The following is a 21,482-nucleotide window of genomic DNA, read 5'->3' as shown; positions in this document are numbered from 1 at the left end:
CGTCCGGCTCGGAGACGCCGAGGTCTCCGCACCCGCTCACCGAAGAGGCCGGAATGTCCCCGCTCACCCTGCCGCCGCTCGACCGCACGTCGACGGCACCCATCTGGTTCCAGATCATGCGCGCCGTCGAGGCGCAGATCGCCGACGGCACCTGGGGTCCGGGCGACCGCCTGCCCAGCGAGAACGAGCTGCGCGCCCACTTCGCTGCCTCCCGCACCTCGGTCCGCGACGCGCTGTCGCGGCTGGAGACCGCCGGGATCATCTCCCGCCAGCAGGGCAAGGGTGCCTTCGTCGAGCGTGCGCAGGGCCCCTCCGCCTGGACGCTGCCCTCGGCCCCCAGCCTGCTGGGCGAATACAGCGAAGACGGCCGCAGCGCCCTGAGCTCGGAGATCCTCCGCGCGGGCATCGAGCCGCTGCCGTCGTGGGCGGCCGCGGTCGTCGGACGCGACTCCGCCGACGGCATGGGCTTCGTGCTGGAGCGCGTGCGTGCCGTCGGCGCCCGCACGGCCGTGCACGTGATCAACTACCTCCCGACGCGGTTCGCCGGGGTGCTGCCCGACCTGCGGGACCCGCGCGCGAGCCTGTACGCCGCCATCACCCGGGTCACCGGGGTGCGCATCGCGCGCATGCACCGCACGATCGAGGCCGTGTCCGCCGACCGCATGCTGGCCGGGCTGCTCGAAGTGGAGCCGGGACACCCGATCGTCGTCGTCGAGGCCGTCGCGTACGACCAGGGCGGACAGCCCATCGACTTCTCCCGCGCATCCGTGCGCACCGACCGTCTGCGCGTGAGCGTCGACACCGGGTTCGACGCCGCCGGCATCTCGAACGAGACCGCGTCCGGCCGCTACCCCGCCGCCCTCCGCTGACCCGCACCCGCCCCACCGACCCCACCGGGAGACCCGCACATGACCGACCACCGCATCCTCGTCATCGGCGACAGCTACATGACCGCCGAGGTGTTCACCCGCGCGTTCGCGCAGCGGGGGATCCCCGTGGACACGGCCACCATGACGATCGCGGAGCCGACGTGGGACGCCTCGTCGATCCACGAGTTCGAGGGCGACCCGGCCGAGGTCGCGCGGCTCGCGCAGGGGTACGACGTGGTCGCGTTCCATGCCGCGCCGTTCACAGCCGACGTGCTCGCCGCGCTCCCCGGGCTGCGGCTGCTCGGCTGCGCGCGCGGCGGACCCGTCAACGTCGACCTCGCCGCGGCCCGCGAGCGCGGCGTGCGCGTGACCACCACGCCGGGCAAGAACGCCGACGCCGTGGCCGACCTCACGATCGGGTTCCTCATCTCGATCGTGCGGAACGTGCCCGCATCGCTGCGCGACGTCGACGAGCGCGTGGCCGAGGGGCGGCCGCTCGCGGAGTCGACGTTCGAGGGCGCCAGGTGGTTCGGGCGCGAGGTGAAGGGCCTGCGCCTCGGGCTGATCGGCTACGGCAACGTCGCCCGGCTCGTCGCCGCGCGGGCCAGGGCGCTCGGCGCCACCATCGCGGCGTACGACCCCTACGTCGATCCGGCGACGGTGACCGATGCGACCATCGTGTCCGACCTGGACGCGCTGCTCGCCGGCAGCGACGTCGTGAGCGTGCACGCCAGGGCGACCGCCGACAACCGCCACCTGATCGGCGCCGAGCAGATCGCCCGCATGCCGCAGGGGTCGTTCCTGATCAACACGGCCCGGGAGTCGCTCGTCGACGAACAGGCGCTGCTCGACGGGCTGCGCAGCGGACACCTCGCCGGTGTCGCGCTCGACGTGAACGAGCCCGACGGTCCGTGGCGCGACCTGGTCGCCCAGCCGAACCTCATCCTCACCCCGCACCTCGCCGGCGCCACCCACCAGACCCTCGCCCGCGGCGCCGACATGCTCGCCGCCGAGATCGAGCGGTTCCTCGCGGGAGGTGAGCTGCGATGGGAGCGCTGAGCGACGTCTTCCTCGCGATCGACGCGGGCACCGGTTCCGCGCGTGCCCTCGCCTTCGACATCGAGGGTCGCCTGGTCACTCAGGCCGCCCGCGAGTGGAGCCACGTCGCCGTGCCCGGTCACCCCGGCGGCACCGTGTTCGACACCGATGGCGGCTGGACGGCCATCGCGGGCGCCGTGTCCGAGGTGGTCGCGCGGCTGGGCGAGCGACGCGTGGCCGCGGTCGCCGCGTCGAGCATGCGTGAGGGCTTCGTGCTGTCCGACGCCGAGGGGCGCGAGCTGTGGGCGTGCCCCAACACCGACGGCCGGGCGCGCGCCGAGGCCGAGGAGCTGGTGGCCGAGGGCGTGGCCGACGAGGTGTACCGCACCGCGGGCGACTGGGTGTCGATCACGGCCCCCGCCCGGCTGCGGTGGATCGCCCGCCACCAGCCCGACGTGCTCGCCGCCGCCCGCCACTTCGGGATGCTCAGCGACTGGGTCGCCACGCGGCTCACCGGGGCGTTCGTGACCGAGCCCACCAGCGGCTCCAGCTCGGCCCTGTTCGACCTGCGGGCGCGCGACTGGTCGGACGAGCTCGCCGGGCTCGTCGGCATCGACCGTCGCATCCTGCCGCCCGTGGTCGAGTGCGGGCAGGTCGTCGGTGCCGTGACCGCGGAGGCCTCGGCCGCGACCGGGCTGCCCGCGGGGACGCCGGTGGTCGCGGGCGGCGCCGACACGCAGCTCGCGCTGCACGGCATCGCGGCGCGCGAGGGGCTGCCGACGATCGTCGCCGGCACCTTCTGGCAGACCACGGCCGTGACCACGGAGCCGCTGATCGACCCGGAGCGGCGCCTGCGCACCCTGTGCCACGTCGATCCGGGCACCTGGATGGTCGAGGGCATCGGCTTCCTCTCCGGCCTCGCGATGCGGTGGTTCCGCGACGCGATGTGCCCCGACGCCGCCCAGCTCGGTCGCGCGTCCGGCACCTCCGCATTCGCCGTGATGGAGCAGTGGGCGGCCGAGGTCCCCGCGGGGGCGAACGGCGTGGTCGCGACCATGGCGAACGTGATGCAGGCCGACGCCTGGCACCACGCGGCCCCCGCGTTCGTCGGCTTCGACATCAACGACGCGGCCCGCTCCTCGCGCGGCGCGTTCATCCGGGCGATCGAGGAGTCCGCGGCGATCGTCGCCAGCGCGCACCTCGAGATCCTGTCGTCGCTCACCGCCGGGCGTGCGGTCGCCGAGGGCGCCGTCACGTTCACCGGGGGATCCAGCGCGGGCGCCCTGTGGCCGCGGGTCATCGCGGGCGTCACCGGGCTCGACACCCGCGTCACACCCGCACCCGAGGCCACCTCGTACGGTGCCGCCCGGCTGGCCGCCCGAGGTGTCGGCGCAGAACTCCCGCCGATGGGCGAGCCCGACCGCATCGAGCGCGTCGACCCCGCCGAGCACGAGCGGTACCGCGCCGTGACCGCCCGCTGGCACCGCGTCTACCGCGACGTGATGTCGATCTCGGGCGCCGACCTGCCCCCGCTGTTCACGCCGCCCGGCGCCGCCCGCGGCCCCCTCGACCCGCCCCCCGCCCGACTCTCGACCGCCGGTCACGCCGGCTGACGACCACGACGACCACCCGACACCGAAGGAGACACCCCATGGCAGACCTCGAAGGCAACGCCTCCGCGAAGCAGTTCCACGCCGACCAGCCCGCCGTCCGCTTCACGCAGAACATCCGGGGAGCGGCGAACCTCGACTGGGGCATGCAGAACCGCCTGTCCCGCATCCTCGACCCGCAGACCGGGCGCACCGTGATGCTCGCGTTCGACCACGGCTACTTCCAGGGACCCACCTCGGGGCTGGAGCGCATCGACCTGAACATCGCGCCGCTGGCCGCGCACGCCGACGCCCTCATGGGCACCCGCGGAGCCCTGCGCACCTCGATCCCGCCGGCGACCAGGGCCGGACTCGTGCTGCGCGCCTCGGGCGGCCCGTCGATCCTCAAGGACCTCTCCGACGAGTACACCGCGATGGCGATGCAGGATGCGGTGCGCCTCCACGCCGACGCCGTGGCCGTGCAGGTGTTCGTCGGCGGCGAGCACGAGAGCCGCAGCATCCGCAACCTCACCACGCTCGTCGACCAGGGCTACGACGCGGGCATCCCGGTGCTCGGCGTGACCGCGGTCGGCAAGGAGCTCGTGCGCGACGCCCGCTACCTCGGTCTCGCGACCCGCATCATCGCGGAGCTCGGCGCCCAGCTCGTGAAGACGTACTACTGCGAGGAGGGCTTCGAGGACGTGGTCGCGGGGTGCCCGGTGCCCGTCATCATGGCCGGAGGCAAGAAGCTGCCCGAGCTGGACGCCCTCACGATGGCCTCGAACGCCGTGCGCGCGGGGGCCGCCGGAGTGGACATGGGCCGCAACATCTTCCAGAGCGCCCACCCCGCGGCCATGATGCAGGCCGTGCGGGCCGTGGTGCACGACGACACCGACCCCGCCGACGCCTACGAGCTGTTCCGCGAGGCCACCGAGACGCGGGTGCTCGCATGAGCGCCGACGTGCTGCGCAGCGCCGAGGCCGCCCTCCGGTTCGGCGACTGGGGCCCCGGTTACCTCGCGCAGGGCGACGACGCGGCGTTCGGCGTGGTCGTGCTGCGGCCCGGCGACGAGTTCGCCAACCACCTCCACGAGCACCACACCGAGTCGTTCGTGGTGATCGAGGGGCGCGCCGAGATCTGGCTCGACCGCGACACCCGTCGCGTCGTCGAGACCGGCGACGTGCTGCGCGCCGCACCGCACGAGGAGCACTTCGTGCGGAACCCGTTCGACGAGACCTTCCGCGCCGTGTTCGTGAAGACCCCCTGGGTCGACGGCGACAAGGTCGACCGCCCCTGGACGCCCGACGCCTGAGCGCCCTGAACCCGCACCACCCTCACCCGAGCACGAACCCCTCACCCGAGAAAGAACATCGAAAGGACAGCACCATGAGTGTGCAACGACGCTCCTCATCCCCCGCGCGGCTGACGCGCCGTGCCCTGCCCGTCATCGCCCTGGCGTCCGTCGCGGGCCTCGTGCTCGCCGGCTGCTCCGGCGACGCGGGGGGCTCCGGCGGCGACGGCGGCGACAAGACCCTCAAGGTCCTCATCGCCGCCCCGCAGGAGGGTGCGGGCAAGATCCTCGAGGAGGACTTCGAGGCCTCCACCGGCGTCGAGGTCGAGGTCGAGGTCGTGCCCTACGACCAGATCCAGACCAAGGCGATCCTCGACGCGCAGTCCGGCACCAACAACTACGACGTCATCCAGTACTGGTACACGTCGGTCGGCGCGCTCGCCGACGCCGGGGCGCTCGCCGACATCACCGACTGGGTGGAGTCCGACGAGGACATCGACTCGGGCGACTTCATCGAGGCGATCTTCGGCCCCTACTCGCAGTACGAGGACGCGACCTACGGGCTGCCGATCGACGGCGACACGCACGTGCTCTTCTACAACAAGGCGATCTTCGAACGGAACGGCGTCGAGGTCCCGACCACGTGGGACGAGTACGTCGAGGTGTCGCAGAAGATCACCGACGCCGAGAAGGCGAACGGCGTGTACGGCAACGCGCTGCTCGGCTCGAAGAGCGCGTTCAACATCGGCTCGACCTTCTTCAACCGCCTCGCCACCATGTCGCCCGACCCGATCGACCCGCAGATGCCGCAGCTCGACACCGAGTACGCGGTGGCCGCGGCACAGTCGATGCTCGATGCCTCCGGTTCGGCGCTGCCCAGCCCGCTGGAGATCGGGTTCGAGCAGGCGCTGCCGCAGTTCCTCTCGGGCTCCGTCGGCATGATCGAGTTCTGGACCGACCTGGGCGTGTTCGCGCAGGACCCGGAGCAGTCGAAGATCGTCGACGGCTGGGGCGTCGCGCCGCTGCCGGTCGGACCCGAGGGCAAGGTCTCCGGAGCGCTGAACGCCGGCTGGGCGATGGGCATCAGCCCGAACGCCAGCGACGAGGACCTCGCGAAGCAGTTCGTCGCGTTCGCCTCGTCGAAGGAGACGAACGAGAAGCTGATCACCACGACCGGTTCCGGTGTCGACCCCACGCGCACCTCCACCCTGGAGAGCCCGGAGTACATCGAGTTCGCGCCGGAGGTGTCGGCCGTCGCCGCCCAGGTGCTGCCCAACGCGCAGTCCTGGCCGACCTCGCCGCAGGCCCCCGAGATGATCCAGTCGCTCAGCGACAACCTCGCGCTCATGCTGCAGGGCAGCCTGACCGCGGAAGAGGCGATGCAGCAGACCTGGGACACCTGGCAGTCCCTGGCCGACTGATCGCCTCGTCGAACCCGAAAGGACAGCTCATGTCGCAACCCGTCACCTCCCGGCGCCGCGCCCGACGCGCGTCGTGGACGGGCCGCGCCCTGCTGGCGCCCGCCATCCTCGCGATCGTGATCATCGCGATCTACCCGCTCGCCTACATCGTCGCCGCGTCGTTCTCCGACTCGTCGCTGGGGCGTCCGTTCGCGGACTGGGTCGGGTTCGACAACTTCGCGGCACTGCTGGGGGACGGGGTCACCCTCCCGTCCCTCGGCAGGTCGCTGCTCTTCGCGATCCCGTCCGCCCTGATCGCCCTCGTCGCCGGTCTCGTGGTGGCCCTCTCGCTCGACGCGGCGGTCAAGGGCGGACGGATCATCCGGGTGCTGCTCCTGCTGCCGCTGATGACGCCGCCCGTGATGGCGGGCGTGATCTGGAAGCTCATGCTCGCCCCCACCGGCGGGCTGCTCAACAACATCGGTCAGTCGTTCAGCCCGGGCGCCGAGCCGTTCCTGTTCCTCGGCTCTAGCCCGGCGGCGATGGTCTCGCTGATCGTGGTCGACGCGTGGCAGTGGACGCCCTTCTGCGTGCTGCTCGTGTTCGCCGCGCTGCAGACCCTGCCGACCGAGGTGTACGAGGCCTCGCAGGTCGACGGCGCCGGGGTGTGGCAGACGTTCTGGCGCATCACGTTCCCGCTCGTGCTGCCGAGCCTGGTCACCGTGCTGCTGCTCAAGCTCGTGGTGTCGTTCAAGGTGTTCGACCTGGTGTTCATCATGACCGGCGGCGGACCCGGCTTCGACACCACCGTCAGCAGCTTCGAGATCTACCGCACCGGGTTGCAGACCTTCGACGTGGGGGCTGCCGCCGCGCAGACCATCGCGTTCCTGGTGCTGGTCACCATCGTCATCCTGCCGCTCAACGCCGTCCGGCAGCGCCTGCACAGGGAGAGCTGACATGTCGCTCACACTCCGCACCTCCGACCACGCCTCCGACAGCGCGACCGTCACGCTGGTCGTGCCGGACGCGCGCCGCCGTCGTCGCCGCAGCCGCACCTCGAGCATCTCGCGCCCCGGTCGCCCGTCCGTGCTCGTCACCGTCGTGAAGTGGGTCGTGATCCTCGTCGCGATCGTGCTCGCCCTCCTGCCCGTGCTGTACATGGTGGGCATGTCGTTCAAGAGCCCGGACGACATCCTGTCCACCCGCATCCTGCCCTCGCGGCTCGCGTTCGAGAACTGGGTGGGCGCGTTCGAGAACTGGCCCATCCTCACCTACCTGCGCAACTCCCTCGGTGCCGCGCTCGTGGCGGTGCTGGTGTCGCTCGTCGTCTCGATCCCCGCCAACTACGCCATGGCGCGGCTCCGCGCGGGCGGGAAGCAGACCCTCGGGCTGATCGTCTCCGCCTACGTCGCCCCGCCGATCGTCGCGATCATCCCGCTGTTCGTGCTGGTGCGCACTGCCGGGCTGATGGACTCCGTGATCGGGCTCGCCATCGTGGAGGGCCTGCTGCTCACCCCGGTCGCCGTGTGGCTGCTCGACGGGTTCTTCCGCGCGATCCCGTTCGAGGTCGACGAGGCCGCGCAGATCGACGGCTGCGGACCGCTGCGCACCCTGTGGGCGGTCATCCTCCCGCTCACCGCGCCCGGCATCGTGGCCGTGTCGATCATCGTGTTCATCCTCGCGTACAACGACTTCCTCATCCCGCTGCTGCTCACGCAGAGCATCGACTCGCAGACCCTCCCGGTCGGCATCGCGCTCATGCAGGGCGGCCGCGAGGTGATGTTCGGGCAGATGGCCGCCGCCAGCCTCGCCGGCCTCATCCCGATCTACCTGCTCGCGCTGTTCCTGCAGAAGTGGCTCGTCGGCGGGCTGACGCAGGGGAGTGTGAAGTAGCCCGAGTGGTTCGCTGCGGCCCGTGTGCGGGTCGAGTGCGGGGTCGGAGACGTGCCGGGCGGGGTGGTCCGGGGTGCGTCTGTGAGGCCGCGACAGGGGCGGAGCGGGGGATGGATCGCGTCAGGGGGCGGGGCGGCGCGCGATCGAGATCGAGTCGGCGGCGGCGAGGCGTCGGAGGTGGGCCGTGATGCGGGCCCGGAGATCGTCGTGCTGCGGGCCGAGGCGGGTGGCGGCGTCGTGCCAGTTCGAGGGGTCGTAGCGCCAGACGGGCCAGGACCTCAGGTCGGGCGCTTCCCACTCGTAGCGGGGCCAGACGTGGGCATGGACGAAGGCGTCGGTGTTGCCGAGGATGTCGATGTTGATGCGACGGAACGCCGGATCGACCTCTCTGCAGGCGTGCTCCACGGCCGTGGCGAGGAGGTCGACGGCGGCGAGGAACCGTACCCGTTCCTCCCGCGGCAGGTCCGCCAGCGCGGTGGCCTCCGGATCCGTGCCGAGCAGCACGCAGTAGCCGGGGAGGAACTGCACATCGCCGATCACCGCGTAGCCGCCGGGCAGTTCGGCGAGCAGCGTCGGGTTCTCTCCCCGCGCGGCGGAGCGGATGCGGTCGTCACGCCAGTCCATGCCGCCGATGCTATCGATGGGTGCTCCGGCGGGGACGATCGGGTCGCGAGGGCGTGGTCTGCGAGCCCGTTCCGTCGGGCGCCACCGTGCGGTTCGTGGAGGGCGTCGGTGGCCCTCTCGACAGCCCGAAATCCCGGTTCTCGATTCGAACAAAGATACGAAACTCGCACCCGTCGACGGTAGAATCGGGGCATGTCCACACTCTCCGGTTTGCACGAGGCGATGTCCCGCCTCGACGCCGCGTGGGGTGGCGCGGGCGATCCGACGGACTTGAGCCGCGAGCAGCTGATCGCGGTGAACGACGCGATCGGCGTGCTGCGGAGACGCCTCGACGCGGTGCACGTGTCGGTGGGAGCGGGCATCGCGCGGGAGTCGCGGCCTGAGCTCGGTGCCGGCAGCCTGGCGAAGCAGCAGGGCTATCGGAACCCGGCGAGGCTGATCGCCGCGACGACCGGAGTCTCGACGGGAGAGGCGGCGCGACTGGTGGCGGTGGGCGAGGCCACGGCCCCGCGCGCCGACCTCCTGGGGCAGCGACTGCCGGCGAAGTACCCGTCCGTGCGGGAGGCGTTGGCTGCGGGTGCGCTCGGTGCGCCGGCGGCCGCGCTGATCGTCGCGATGCTCGACCGGTGCCGCGTGGCCGTGGGTGCTGCTCGGGTGGCGGAGGCCGAGCGGGTGCTGGTGGAGCAGGCGGCGGGGTTGTCGGTGGATGAGGTGCGGCGGTTGGTGGTGCGGGCGGAGGCGTGGGTCGATCCGGATGGGGTGGAGCCGCGGGCGGAGGAGCAGCGGTCGCGTCGGTCGTTGACGCTGTTCGAGCGTGACGGGATGGTGCATCTGAACGCGGTGCTGGATGCGGAGACGGCGGCGCCGGTGGTGGCGGCGATCCGGGGGTTCGTGTCGGCAGCGTTCGCGGCGCGTCAGGAGGCGCCGGACGCGGGTGCGCCGGATGCGGACCGTCGTACGGTGCCGATGATCCAGGCGGATGCGTTGGCGGCGTTCGCGGGGCACGTGCTCGGGTGTGCGGCGCGGTTGCCGCTGGCCGGGGCGACGGTGGTGGTGCGGGTGGGCCTGGGGGATCTGGAGGCCGGGTCGGGGTCGGCGCAGGTGGACGGGATCGATCAGCCGGTGAGCGTCGGGGCGGTGCGGCGGATGGCGGCGGGCGGCGGGGTGATCCCGTGTGTGCTCGGCGGGGGCAGTGAGGTGTTGGACTGGGGGCGGGAGAAGCGGTTGTTCACCCGGGCGCAGCGGCTGGCGTTGGTGGAGCGGGACGGGGGGTGTGCGATGTGCGGGTTGCCGCCGGAGATGACGAAGGCGCATCACATCCGGTGGTGGTCGCGCGACCGCGGGCCGACGGATCTGTCCAACGGGGTGCTGCTGTGCGAGACGTGTCACCATCGCATCCACGACAACGGGTGGGACATCCACATCGACAGCGGAGAACGCGGCAGTGATGGCGGTGGTAGCGGCGGCGGGATGGCGAGGGTGTGGTTCGTGCCTCCGCGGTACATCGACCCCGCACGCGCACCTCGGCTCGGTGGGCGGGCCCGCTTCGACATCGCCGCCTGACGGGTGGACGGGTGGTGGGGGTGGGCTCGAGTCGCGTCGAGCCGGGGTCAGCGGCTGCGGCCGACTCCGGCGGCGCGCAGGCGATCAGCGATCAGGATGCCGAGGGCGGTGGCGGCGACACAGCTCGCGAGTGTGATCGCGAAGAAGAGCAGCTGCACCGGAAGGGTGAAACCGCCCAGGTCGAACGACGCCCACGCGAGCAGGGGATACACGACCCCCACCACCACGGCCCCGACGTAGTGCAGCCACGTGCCCCAGTAGCGCCACATCACGAACAGGAACGGCAGCTCGGTGAAGGCCGCCCACCACAGGTTCGTCGCCACGCTGCCGAAGCCGTACCCGGAGAACGGCACGATCACGAGCCCGGCCAGCAACCCGACCAGCAGACCCACGAGCGGCGCGCGCAGCAGGCGCAGGGCGATCACCGACGGCAGCAGCCACAGGCCGGCGAGAGCGACGCTCACGAACGGCAGCCCCGGGAACAGGATCGTCGACACCCAGTTCGCGGGAGCGAGCAGCAGCCCGCCGGCCACGCCCAGCGCGGCGCACGTCAGCAGCAGCGCCGTCGGGAACCGGAAGCGCCGTCGTCTGCCGGAGACCCCGCCGTGCGGCGCGCTCATGCGAGGGGTACCGAGGTCCGCGGGTTCCGGCGCGTTCGTGTGATCGGGTCCGCCATCCGTAGCTTCCGGCGCGCTCGTGTGATCGGGTGCGCCGTCCGTAGTTTCCGGCGCTTTCGCGTGATCGGGTGCGCCGTCGGCCGTATCCTGAGCGCTCATGCGAGGGGTTCCGACGCGGCCTCGCGGGCGGCCTTCGACGCGGGCGACGCCGCGCCGACCTTCCAATACCCGCAGAAGCTCACGGCGTTCTTGTCCACGCCGCGCTCGCCGACGAGGAGCCTGCGGGCACCGGAAGCCAGCGACTGCTCCCCGGCCGCATAGGCGTGGAAGGGCGCGCCCGGAAGCTCGCTCCGGCCCAGCGCCTCCAGGGCGAGAGCACCGGGCGCCGCGTCGTGGGGGCGCACGATCCAGACCACGTCGAGCCCCGGAGGGTGCGGGAAGTCCAGGGCGTCGTCCTCGGCCGGCACCTCGACGATCGCGGTGCCGGTGGCGTGCGCCGGGAGCGAGGCGGCGATCCCGGCGATTGCGGGCAGCGCGGTCTCATCGCCGACGAGCACCACGCGATCGGTCCCCCGCTGCGGGTTGAACGTGAGGCCCTCGTCGATGATGAGCACGTGCTCGCCGGGCTCGCAGGTCTCCGCCCACCGCGACGCCGGGCCCGCCGTGCCGTCGGCCGCAGAACCGTGCAACACGAAGTCCACGTCGATCTCCGCCCCCGCCTCGGAGGTCGCCGTCCGGAAGGCGCGCACCGTGTAGTTGCGCATCACGGGCCGCTCGCCGTCGGGGATGCGCAGGAACTTGAGATAGCCGAACATCTTATTCGCCTTCGCCGGCACCCGGTCGAGACCGGCCTCGCCGCCGATGGGCAGGAACAGCCGGAACCACTGGTCGTACCCCATCGGGCGGAACCGGTCGATCTCACCGCCGCCGAGCGTCACGCGGATCCAGTGCGACGAGAGCCGTTCAGAGCGCAGCACGGTGAGGTGCAGGAGTTCAGTCGTCTCGGGCTTGACCATCTTGCTGAATGCCATGGAGTGCCTTTCAGGAGAGGGGGAGCTGCCAGGGGAAGAAGACGAGGAAGATCGCCGCCGAGGTGAGGAGCATCGCCACGGTGAACACGGTGTCGCGCACGCGGAACGGCACCAGGTGCCGCTCGGTCCGCGTCGGATGCGCGCCGAACGCCCGGGAATCCATGGCCAGGGCCACGCGCTCGGCATGCCGGATGGCCCCGGCGAGCAGCGGCACGATGTACCCCCAGCCTCGGGCGATGCGGGAGAGGGGACCGCGCCCGCCGTGATAGCCGCGCACCCGGTGCGCCGCGCGGATCACCGCCAGCTCGTGCCCGAACCGCGGCACGAAGCGGAACGCCGCCAGAGCCGTGTACCCGATGCGGTACGGCACCCGCAGCTGCTGCACGCTCGCCCGCACCAGGTCGGAGCCGCTGGTGGTGAGGCCGCCCACCAGCGCCAGCGCGACGATCGCCCCCAACCGCAGGGCCGTGGCCGCACCGATCGTGAGCGCGCCGCTGTACAGCGTCCAGTCGCCCACCGAGAGCAGCGCCGGGGTGCCGTCGACCCGTGCGGCATCGACCCACAGCGAGAACCCGACGGTGACCGCGAGCATCCCCAACGGCAGGCCGAGCAGCAGCAGCGCGAGCAGCCGCCCGGTGACCCTGGCTCCGGACAGGATCAGCACGTACGCGAGCGCGAGGAACGCGGCGGGCGTCGCGAGATCGCGCACGAACACGAGCAGCACCATCGCGGGAGCGAACCCCGCGACCTTCGCGAGCGGGTTGAGCGCATACAGGAACTGGTGCGGCGCCGTCGCGGTGAGACGCGCGTACGGGTCGAATACGGTGCCGGTGCTGCCGCTCACGACGCCGCCTCCGGGTCCGGAGCGGGAGCGGGGTGCGGGGGCGGATGCGGGGATGAGTCCGGACGCGGCGGTGCGTGCGGGGGACTCCGCGGTGAGACCCGCGGCGGCGAGCACGCGCTGCACGTCGGGGAGGCGCAGGCTCGCGTCGGTGAACACCGCGGGGTCGGCGAACAGCTCCGCGGTCGGCCCGGCGGCGTGCACCCGGCCGTCCGCGAGCACGACCGTGTGCGTGGTGTGCTCGGCGACCAGCGAGAGGTCGTGCGTGACCAGCACGATCGTGGTGCCCTCCGCGCGCAGGGTCCGCAGCAGCGCGAGCAGTTCGGTGGCGCGCGCGCGATCCTGGCCGAACGTGGGCTCGTCGAGGGCGAGCACCCGGGGCCGTGTGATCAGGGCGGTGCCGACCGACAGCCGCCGCTTCTCGCCGCCCGACAGCAGGAACGGGTGCACGTCGGCCTTGTGCGTCAGCCCGAATCGGTCGAGCATCTCGGCGACGCGCGCCGCGATCTCGTCGTCCGTCACGTGCCGCAGCCGCAGGCCGTGGGCGAGCTCGTCGAACACGGTCGCCGCGATGAACTGGTGCTCCGGGTTCTGGAACACGAAGCCGATGCGGGCGGCGAGATCCCGCGGGGAGGCGGTGCCCGGATCGATGCCGTCGACCGACACCTGCCCCTTCGGCGGCGGCACCACACCGGCGAGCGCCTGGATGAGCGTGGTCTTGCCCGCCCCGTTCGCCCCGACGATCGCGGTGAGGCTGCCCGCGGGCAGATCGAGGTCCACCCCGTGCAGGATCTCGGTGCGCCGTCGCTTCACCGTGAGCCCTCGCGTGCGGATGATCGACTCGCCGGGCCGGTTCGCGGCGGCGCCGGATTCGCGGGATTCGCGGGATGCACCGGATGCACCGGGCACGGCGTCGCGCACGGCGAGAGCCGTCGCGAGCTCGTCCGGGGTCAGCGGCAGCGGATCGAACCGGTGCCCCCGCTCCCGCAGGCGCAGCGCCGCGAGGGTGGCCCCCGGCAGCCACACGCCCATCGCGAGCAGCTCGTCCGCGTGCGCCCTGATCGTCTCCGCGGCCGGTCCGTCGAACGCGACCCGCCCCTCCCGCTCGAGCACGATCGTGCGGGTCACGAAGGCCATCGCGGCGTCGAGGTTGTGCTCCACGAGCAGGATCGCGCGATCCCCAGCGGCCACCACCTCCGCGAGCGCGGCGTACACGTCGTCGATGCCCTGCGGATCGAGGTTCGCGGTGGGCTCGTCCAGCACGATCAGCGGCGACCCCATCGCGAGGGCGCAGGCGATCGCGAGCCGCTGCCGCCCGCCGCCTGACAGGTGGTCGGGGTTGTCGTCGCGGCGGTCCCACAGGCCCACGCGCCGCAGCGACTCCGCGACGCGCTCCCGCACCACCTCGACGGGGAGCAGCAGGTTCTCGGGACCGAACGCCACCTCGTCGTACACGGTGCCCGTGACGATCTGCGCGTCCGGGTCCTGGAACACCATGGCCACGTGCGTGCTGAGCGTCGCGGTCGCGGTGTCCGCGGTGTCGAGCCCGCCCGCCTCGACCGTGCCGGTCATGGTCGCCGGGAGGGCGTGCGGGATGAGGCCGTTGAGCGCCAGGGTGAGCGTGGACTTTCCGGAGCCGGACGGACCGAGCAGCAGCACGACCTCGCCGGGCCGGATGTCGAACGACACATCGCGCGGGGAGGGGTGCGCGGCACCGGCGTGGGTGAGCGAGAGCTCGCGCACGCGGAGGAGGGGCGCGGATGGGCGCACGGCAGGTCCCGGGCTCGACGGAGGGTGTGCCTCTAACTTAGCTGAGCCTTACCTGTGTTATCCAGCGAGGCTCCGGGGCTAGCGGCGGGCGACCCCGGCCCGGCGCAGCGACGTGCCGACCGCGAGGCCGATCGCGGTCCAGGCGATCGGGCCGAGCACCGAGATCGCGAGGTAGAGGATCTGCGCCCACACCGGCATCACCGACAGGTGGGCGGCGAAGAACACCACGACCGCGACGATCACGCCGATGATCGCGGCCGAGACGAAGAAGCGCCAGGCGCCCCAGGAGCGGTACCGCGTGAGCGCGGCGACCCCCTCCTGGATGAGCCCGAACAGCAGCGCGGTGCCGATGAAACGCAGCGCCCACGCCGGATTGAACGCGCTCGCGATGAGCGCCGCGAACACGTGCGTGATGAGCGCGACGAGCGGCAGCCGCAGCACCTCCTGCGCGATGATGCCCGGCAGCACGTGCGACCCGAGCACGAGCCCGTAGAGGAACAGCAGCGGGCTCGCCAGCAGCACCGGCGTGACCCACCCGGCGATCCCGCCGAGGAGGCCCGTCGCGACACCGATCGCGGCGCAGACGAGCAGCACGCGGGTCGTGAGGACGGGGGTTCGGGCCACCCCTCCAGCCTACCGGCGACCTTCGCCCGACCCGGCCGTCGCGCACCCTGGCCGATCGGCACGACCGGGGATGACCATCGTTCAGTTCTCGATCCGGCGCCGAGGAGCGGGGTTATCGTGATCCGCGGTGCGGCAACGACGCCGCACCGTGATCATCGGGAGCGAGATATGGGTCGAACACCCCTCCGGATGGCAGCGGCCGCCACCCTGGCCACGCTGTTCATCGCATCGACGGCAACCGCCGGCCACGCAGCGACCGGGGAGGTGACACACCCCGTTCCGGTCGCGGGAACCCCCGGGCACTACATCGTGGTCATGAAGGCCGACCCCCTCGCCAGCTACGAGGGCGACGTCAAGGGACTGAAGGCGACGAAGCCGGCCGAGGGCGAACAGCTCGAGACGCAGTCGCAGGACGCGCAGCGCTACGTGAAGCACCTCGAGTCCGAGCAGTCCACCCTCATCAACGACGTCGGCGTGACGCCGGACACGACGTACCAGGTCGTGCTCAACGGGTTCAGCGCCGACCTCACGGGCGAGCAGGTGGATCAGCTCCGGGCGTCGAAAGACGTTCTCGGGGTGTTCCCCGACGAGATCCGTCACCCCGACGCGCTGACCTCCACCGACTACCTCGGCCTCGGCGACGATCGCAAGGGCCGCGGCGGGGTGTGGCAGCAGACCGGCGGCGTGAAGAAGGCCGGAGAAGGCGTCGTCGTGGGTGTGATCGACACCGGCATCGCCCCGGAGCACCCGTCGTTCGAGGGCAAGAAGCTCAAGCAGCAGAAGAAGCAGAACGCCCGGCACAAGGGCCAGCAGCCCTACACCGACGGCACCTACGTGTACTTCGACAAGTCCGACGGCGGGCAGTTCCGCGGCGCGATGGTCGAGGGCCAGGACTGGGACACGAGCGACTACTCGACCAAGCTCATCGGCGGGCAGTACTTCTTCGCGGGAGCCCAGGCCGCCGGCTTCGACTTCCAGTACGACTACCTCTCGCCGCGGGACGGCGACGGCCACGGCTCGCACACGGCGAGCACGGCGGCGGGTGAGTTCGGGGTGGAGGCCGCGATCGAGGGCGTCGACTTCGGGACGATCTCCGGCGTCGCGCCCGGCGCGAAGGTCGCCGCATACAAGGCCTGCTACGTCGGGCCCGACACGACCGTGACCACGGACGACATCTGCGCGCTGAGCGACCTCGTCGCCGCGATCGACCAGGCCGTCGCCGACGGCGTCGACGTGATCAACTACTCGATCGGCGGCGGTGCGGCGAGCACCGTGATGGCACCAGAGGACCTGGCGTTCCTCAACGCGGCGGCCGCCGGTGTGTTCGTCGCGACCAGTGCCGGCAACGACGGTCCCGACCCGGTCACGGCCGACCACGCGTCGCCGTGGTACACCACGGTCGCGGCCTCCACCATCCCCACGTGGGAGGGCACCGTGCAGTTCGACGGCTTCGCGCAGGCCGGCGCCTCGGTGAGCGTGCCGTTCGGTGAGAGCGTCTCCGGGCCCTCGATCGCGGCACAGGATGCCGCGGCACCCGGAGCGGTGGACGCGACGCTGTGCCTGCCCGGCACCCTCGACCCGGCGAAGGTCGCCGGACACATCGTGGTCTGCGACCGCGGCGGCAACGCGCGCGCCGAGAAGTCGCAGGTGGTGAAGGACGCGGGTGGCATCGGCATGGTCCTGGTGAACGTGCCCGGCGGTGCCGACTCGCTCGACAACGACTTCCACGCCGTGCCGACCGTGCACCTGAACGCCGTGCACCGCGACGCGGTCCTCGCGTATGTGCGGGGCGGAGTCGACCGTCCGATCACCCTCGTCGGCGAGAACACCACCGGCGTGACCACGCCGACCCCGCAGATCGCGGGCTTCTCCAGCCGCGGCCCGGTCCTGGCCGACGGCAACGACGTGCTCAAGCCCGACGTCGCCGCTCCCGGCGTCGCCATCCTCGCCGCCACGCACAACGCGCCGGGCGAGCAGCCGACGTTCGGCATCCTCTCCGGCACCTCGATGGCCTCCCCGCACATCGCGGGCCTCGGTGCGCTGTACCTGGGCGAGCATCCGCGGGCGACGCCGGCGGAGATCCGTTCGGCGATGATGACCACCGCCTCCGACACCGTGCTCCCCGACGGCTCGAAGAACACCGACCCGTTCGAGCAGGGCGCGGGGCAGGTCGACGCGCGGCGATACCTGAACCCGGGTCTGCTGTACCTCAACGGGTTCCGGGACTGGGCGGCCTTCCTCGACGGGAAGGGGCTGTCGGACTTCCCCGGCATCGAGCCCATCGACGGCAGCGACCTGAACCAGGCGTCGATCTCGATCGGGTCGCTGGCCAGCGCGCAGACCGTCACCCGCACGGTCACCTCGACGGAGAAGGGCGTGTTCACCGCGAAGGCCTCCGTGCCGGGAGTGAACGTCACCGTCACGCCGTCTCAGCTCACGTTCGACAAGCCGGGGCAGTCGAAGACCTTCACGGTCACGTTCGACAGCACCAGCGCCCCGGTCGAGCAGTGGGCCACCGGGTCGCTCACCTGGACGAGCGCGAAGAACACGGTGCGCTCGCCGATCGCGGTGTATCCGGTCACGGCGGATGCTCCGGGAGAGGTCACCGGCAGTGGCGTCGACGGGAGCACGACGGTCGGCATCATCCCCGGCCTCGACGGCGATCTGGCACTGAACCTCTCGGGCCTCACCCCGTTCCAGCTCCTCACCGATCCGGACAACCCGGTCGAGGGGCACTCCGGGAACGAGAACTCGGGCGACGCGAACAAGGACGTGGCGTGGATCGTCGACGTGCCGGAGGGCGGCACGCTCTCGCGGTTCGACCTCGACTCCTCCGACGACGAGGGCAGTGATCTCGACCTCACCGTCTACCGGGTGGTCGCGCCGGACGACCTGCGCTACTACGAGCGCTGGCAGTCGGCGACGGGCTCGGCCGACGAGCAGGTCACGGTGCCCACGCCGACCGCCGGCACCTACCTCGTGGTGGCGAACGTGTATGCGACGACCGGACCGATGACGTGGGACATGACCTACGCCACCGTGCTCCCCGGTGACCAGGGCGCGTTCACGGCGACGCCGAACCCCATCGCCGCGGTGCGCGGGGAGAAGACGAGCTATGAGCTGAGCTGGACCGGCCTGACCGCCGGCACCCGCTACCTCGGTCTCGTCCAGTACGGCGACTCCGCCGTGCGCACGGTGGTGACCGTCACCACCCCGGCCGACGTCGCCCCGGCACCGGCTCCGACCCCGGAGCCGACGCCGACCCCGGAGCCGACCCCGGACCCCACTCCGACGCCGGATCCCACCCCGACGCCGGACCCGGAGCCGACGCCGACCCCGCCCCCGGCGACCGACGCTCCCGGGTGAGCGGGGGAGCGCCGGACACGGACGCGTGACACACGGCCGCACGACGGACACCCGTCGTGCGGCCGTGCCGTCGTTGCGGCCCATCGCCCGCCGGGGTACCGCGGGCGTCCGTTCATCGCGTGATCGACACCGCTCGTCGCACCGTCCGCCGATCGGCGCGCGACCGCGGGGCGGGCTTCCTAGCGTGGGAAGACGCAATGATGCGTCCACCGAGGAGAACCCCATGACCGCACCTTCGTCGCGCCGCCGCGACGGCGCCGGGCTCGTCGACGACGAACCCGTCATCGAGACCGACCCGACCCTCCCACCCGTCGCCCTCTCCGCCGAGCACGAGGCGAAGAGCCGCCGCTGGACCCTGCCGAAGATCCTGCTCTGGACGGCGATCGCCCTGCTCGGCGGCATCGCCTGGGTGATGCTCGCCATCGTCCGCGGCGAGACCGTGAACGCGATCTGGTTCGTGTTCGCCGCCGTCTGCACCTACCTGATCGGCTACCGCTTCTACTCCAAGGTCATCGAGCGGTACATCACCCGCCCCGACGACCGCCGTGCGACCCCGGCCGAGGTCAAGCAGGACGGCAAGGACTACGCCCCCACCGACCGCCGCGTGCTGTACGGCCACCACTTCGCCGCGATCGCCGGCGCCGGTCCGCTCGTGGGCCCCGTGCTCGCGGCGCAGATGGGCTACCTCCCCGGCACCATCTGGATCATCGTGGGCGTCGTGCTCGCGGGCGCCGTGCAGGACTACACGGTGCTCTTCTTCTCCATGCGCCGTGGTGGTCGCACGATCGGACAGATGGCGCGGCAGGAGCTCGGCAAGATCGGCGGCACCGCGGCGATCATCGCGTCGCTGCTCATCATGCTGATCATCGTCGCGATCCTCGCGCTCGTCGTCGTCAACGCCCTCGGGGAGAGCCCGTGGGGCGTCTTCTCCGTCGCCATGACCATCCCGATCGCCCTGTTCATGGGCGTGTACCTGCGCTACCTGCGGCCCGGCAAGGTGACCGAGGTGTCGATCATCGGCTTCGTGCTGCTCATGTTCGCGATCATCGGCGGCGGCTGGGTGGCCGGCACCGAGTGGGGGCAGGCGATCTTCCACCTCGACCGCACCACGATCGCGTGGGGCATCATCGTCTACGGCTTCATCGCCGCGGTGCTGCCGGTGTGGCTGCTGCTCGCGCCGCGCGACTACCTCTCCACGTTCATGAAGATCGGCGTGATCGTGATGCTCGCCGGCGCCATCGTGCTGGTGCGCCCCGAGATCTCGGTCCCCGCGATCAGCGTGTTCGGTGAGAACGGCATGGGCCCGGTGTTCGCAGGTCCGCTCTTCCCGTTCCTGTTCGTGACGATCGCGTGCGGAGCGCTGTCCGGCTTCCATGCGCTGATCGCCTCCGGCACCACGCCCAAGCTCGTGGAGAAGGAGCGGCAGACGCGCTTCATCGGCTACGGCGGCATGCTCATGGAGTCGTTCGTCGCGATCATGGCCCTCGTCGCCGCGATCTCCATCGACCAGGGCATCTACTTCGCCATGAACGCGCCATCCGCGGCGACCGGCGGCACGGTCGAGGGCGCTGTCGCGTTCGTGAACTCGCTCGGGCTGACGGGCGTGAACCTCACCCCCGACATGCTCACCGGCACGGCCGCCGCGGTCGGCGAGGAGTCGATCGTGTCCCGCACCGGTGGCGCCCCGACGCTCGCGCTGGGCCTCGCGCACATCATGCAGCAGGCCCTCGGCGGTCAGGCGCTCATGGCGTTCTGGTACCACTTCGCGATCATGTTCGAGGCGCTGTTCATCCTCACCGCGGTCGACGCCGGCACCCGCGTGGCCCGGTTCATGCTGCAGGACTCGATCGGCGCCTGGTTCCCGAAGTTCCGTGACGTGTCGTGGCGCCCCGGGGCGTGGATCTGCACCGCGATCATGGTCGCCGGCTGGGGAGCGATCCTCATCCTCGGCGTGACCGACCCGCTCGGCGGCATCAACACGTTCTTCCCGCTGTTCGGCATCGCCAACCAGCTGCTCGCCGCGATCGCGCTCGCCGTGGTGCTCGCGATCGTCGCCAAGCGCGGCCGCAGCTACTTCCGGTGGCTGTGGATCATCGCGCTGCCGCTCGCGTTCACCGCGGTCGTCACCATCACGGCCTCGCTCTACAAGATCTTCTCGCCGGTCCCGGCGATCGGATACTGGGCGAACCACTTCCGCTACCGGGAGGCGCTGAGCTCGGGAGACACCGCGCTCGGAGAGCCGCAGGTGCTGGAGGCCGTGATCCGCAACACCGCGGTGCAGGGCACGCTGTCGATCATCTTCGTGGTGCTCGCGATCGTCGTGATCGTCATGGCCGTGATCGCGACCGTGAAGGCCATCCGCCACGGCGGCGGAGAGAACACCGAGGACGCCCCCGTGGCCTCCCGGCGCTTCGCCCCCGCGGGCTTCCTCCCCGACGCGGAGGAGCGCGAGCTGGAGAAGCAGTGGGAGCCGATCCTCGCCGAGGAGCGCGCGGCCGCGCGGCACTGAGATGACCGACACCGTGCATCGGACGGATGCCGCGACCACCCCGCTGCGGGCGCTGTGGAGCGCCCTCGGCCGGGCCGGGCGCGGCATCCGCTGGTACATGACGACGCTGATGGGCGACACCGCGTATGCGACCTACGTCGCCCATCACCGCCGTCACCACCCCGACGAGGAACCATTGACCGAGAGGCAGTTCTGGCGGCAGCGCATGGACGACCAGGACCGCAACCCCGGTGCCCGCTGCTGCTGACGCCCTTCGTCTCGCGTCCCTAGGCTGAACGAATGAACGACGTCGTCCTCGCCGCGGTGCTGGGGGTGCTCGGCGGCATCGCGCTCACCGTGCTGCTGCTGCTCGCCCGCCGGTTCGCGCGGGGCGCCACCGACCTCGGCAGTGACGCCGAGCAGGGAGCCCTGCGGGCGCTGCACCAGGCGAGCCTCGCCGCCCCGCACCTGCGCGGCG

General features: G+C 71.7%; 16 protein-coding genes and 2 pseudogenes. 12 read left to right on the top strand and 6 right to left on the bottom strand.

Annotated elements, in window-relative coordinates; translation table 11 throughout:
* Nucleotides 1-53 precede the first annotated feature (53 nt).
* The 8 genes from DW297_RS15460 (at nucleotide 54) to DW297_RS15425 (ending at nucleotide 8,080) form a co-directional block, all read left to right on the top strand.
* The gene (locus DW297_RS15460) at nucleotides 54-869 is read left to right on the top strand and encodes a GntR family transcriptional regulator (protein ID WP_168442883.1); all 816 of its coding nucleotides are present in this window, start codon (nucleotides 54-56) and stop codon (nucleotides 867-869) included.
* A 39-nt stretch (nucleotides 870-908) separates the two neighbouring features.
* Nucleotides 909-1,928, top strand: coding sequence for an NAD(P)-dependent oxidoreductase (locus tag DW297_RS15455; RefSeq protein WP_136034001.1), 1,020 nt, complete (start codon nucleotides 909-911; stop codon nucleotides 1,926-1,928).
* On the top strand, nucleotides 1,916-3,520 hold the full coding sequence (locus DW297_RS15450; protein ID WP_136033999.1) for an FGGY family carbohydrate kinase: 1,605 nt from the start codon (nucleotides 1,916-1,918) through the stop codon (nucleotides 3,518-3,520). The genes DW297_RS15455 and DW297_RS15450 overlap by 13 nt, the downstream gene beginning before the upstream one ends.
* Nucleotides 3,521-3,558: 38 nt before the next feature.
* Nucleotides 3,559-4,449, top strand: coding sequence for a 3-hydroxy-5-phosphonooxypentane-2,4-dione thiolase (gene lsrF / locus DW297_RS15445; RefSeq protein WP_136033997.1), 891 nt, complete (start codon nucleotides 3,559-3,561; stop codon nucleotides 4,447-4,449).
* Nucleotides 4,446-4,808, top strand: a complete 363-nt coding sequence (locus DW297_RS15440) for a cupin domain-containing protein (protein ID WP_136033995.1) — start codon at nucleotides 4,446-4,448, stop codon at nucleotides 4,806-4,808. The genes lsrF and DW297_RS15440 overlap by 4 nt, the downstream gene beginning before the upstream one ends.
* Nucleotides 4,809-4,882: 74 nt before the next feature.
* Nucleotides 4,883-6,208, top strand: coding sequence for an ABC transporter substrate-binding protein (locus tag DW297_RS15435; RefSeq protein ID WP_136033993.1), 1,326 nt, complete (start codon nucleotides 4,883-4,885; stop codon nucleotides 6,206-6,208).
* Nucleotides 6,209-6,237: 29 nt separating this feature from the next.
* Entirely contained in the window at nucleotides 6,238-7,143 is a 906-nt protein-coding gene (locus DW297_RS15430) for a carbohydrate ABC transporter permease (protein ID WP_136033990.1), read from the top strand.
* 1 nt (nucleotide 7,144) lies between these two features.
* Entirely contained in the window at nucleotides 7,145-8,080 is a 936-nt protein-coding gene (locus DW297_RS15425; protein ID WP_136033988.1) for a carbohydrate ABC transporter permease, read from the top strand.
* A 120-nt stretch (nucleotides 8,081-8,200) separates the two neighbouring features.
* Here DW297_RS15425 and DW297_RS15420 read toward each other — a convergent pair whose 3' ends face one another.
* Entirely contained in the window at nucleotides 8,201-8,704 is a 504-nt protein-coding gene (locus DW297_RS15420) for an HIT family protein (RefSeq protein WP_205828313.1), read from the bottom strand.
* A gap of 192 nt (nucleotides 8,705-8,896) precedes the next feature.
* On the opposite strand from DW297_RS15420, the gene DW297_RS15415 reads away from it, so the two are divergent.
* A complete protein-coding gene (locus tag DW297_RS15415) occupies nucleotides 8,897-10,267 on the top strand; it encodes an HNH endonuclease signature motif containing protein (protein WP_240744649.1) in 1,371 nt (456 codons plus the stop codon).
* 47 nt (nucleotides 10,268-10,314) lie between these two features.
* Here the strand turns inward: DW297_RS15415 and DW297_RS15410 are convergent, their stop codons facing one another.
* The 5 genes and pseudogenes from DW297_RS15410 to DW297_RS15390 all read right to left on the bottom strand — a co-directional run bounded on the left by DW297_RS15410 (nucleotide 10,315) and on the right by DW297_RS15390 (nucleotide 15,150).
* Nucleotides 10,315-10,887, bottom strand: a complete 573-nt coding sequence (locus DW297_RS15410; protein ID WP_136033986.1) for an ECF transporter S component — start codon at nucleotides 10,885-10,887, stop codon at nucleotides 10,315-10,317.
* Between the two features lie 152 nt (nucleotides 10,888-11,039).
* Entirely contained in the window at nucleotides 11,040-11,915 is an 876-nt protein-coding gene (locus DW297_RS15405) for a siderophore-interacting protein (protein ID WP_136033984.1), read from the bottom strand.
* Between the two features lie 10 nt (nucleotides 11,916-11,925).
* A pseudogene (locus DW297_RS19500) lies at nucleotides 11,926-12,684 on the bottom strand (energy-coupling factor transporter transmembrane component T); the annotation flags it as partial.
* Nucleotides 12,685-12,846: 162 nt separating this feature from the next.
* Nucleotides 12,847-14,526: pseudogene (locus DW297_RS19495) on the bottom strand (ABC transporter ATP-binding protein); the annotation flags it as partial.
* Between the two features lie 78 nt (nucleotides 14,527-14,604).
* Nucleotides 14,605-15,150, bottom strand: a complete 546-nt coding sequence (locus DW297_RS15390; protein ID WP_136033981.1) for an ECF transporter S component — start codon at nucleotides 15,148-15,150, stop codon at nucleotides 14,605-14,607.
* 189 nt (nucleotides 15,151-15,339) lie between these two features.
* Here DW297_RS15390 and DW297_RS15385 point away from each other — a divergent pair, with 189 nt between their 5' ends.
* From DW297_RS15385 to DW297_RS15375, 3 genes are all read left to right on the top strand, one after another.
* Nucleotides 15,340-18,516 (top strand): S8 family peptidase, encoded by a 3,177-nt coding sequence (locus tag DW297_RS15385; RefSeq protein WP_168442882.1) that lies wholly within the window; start codon nucleotides 15,340-15,342, stop codon nucleotides 18,514-18,516.
* Nucleotides 18,517-18,739: 223 nt separating this feature from the next.
* On the top strand, nucleotides 18,740-21,025 hold the full coding sequence (locus tag DW297_RS15380; protein WP_136033977.1) for a carbon starvation CstA family protein: 2,286 nt from the start codon (nucleotides 18,740-18,742) through the stop codon (nucleotides 21,023-21,025).
* Nucleotide 21,026: 1 nt separating this feature from the next.
* Nucleotides 21,027-21,272, top strand: coding sequence for a YbdD/YjiX family protein (locus tag DW297_RS15375; protein WP_205812761.1), 246 nt, complete (start codon nucleotides 21,027-21,029; stop codon nucleotides 21,270-21,272).
* The last annotated feature ends 210 nt before the right edge of the window (nucleotides 21,273-21,482 follow it).

The organism is Microbacterium sp. PF5, assembly GCF_004794315.1.
Classification (GTDB): domain Bacteria; phylum Actinomycetota; class Actinomycetes; order Actinomycetales; family Microbacteriaceae; genus Microbacterium; species Microbacterium sufflavum.
This window is presented reverse-complemented; position numbering and strand designations above follow the sequence as displayed.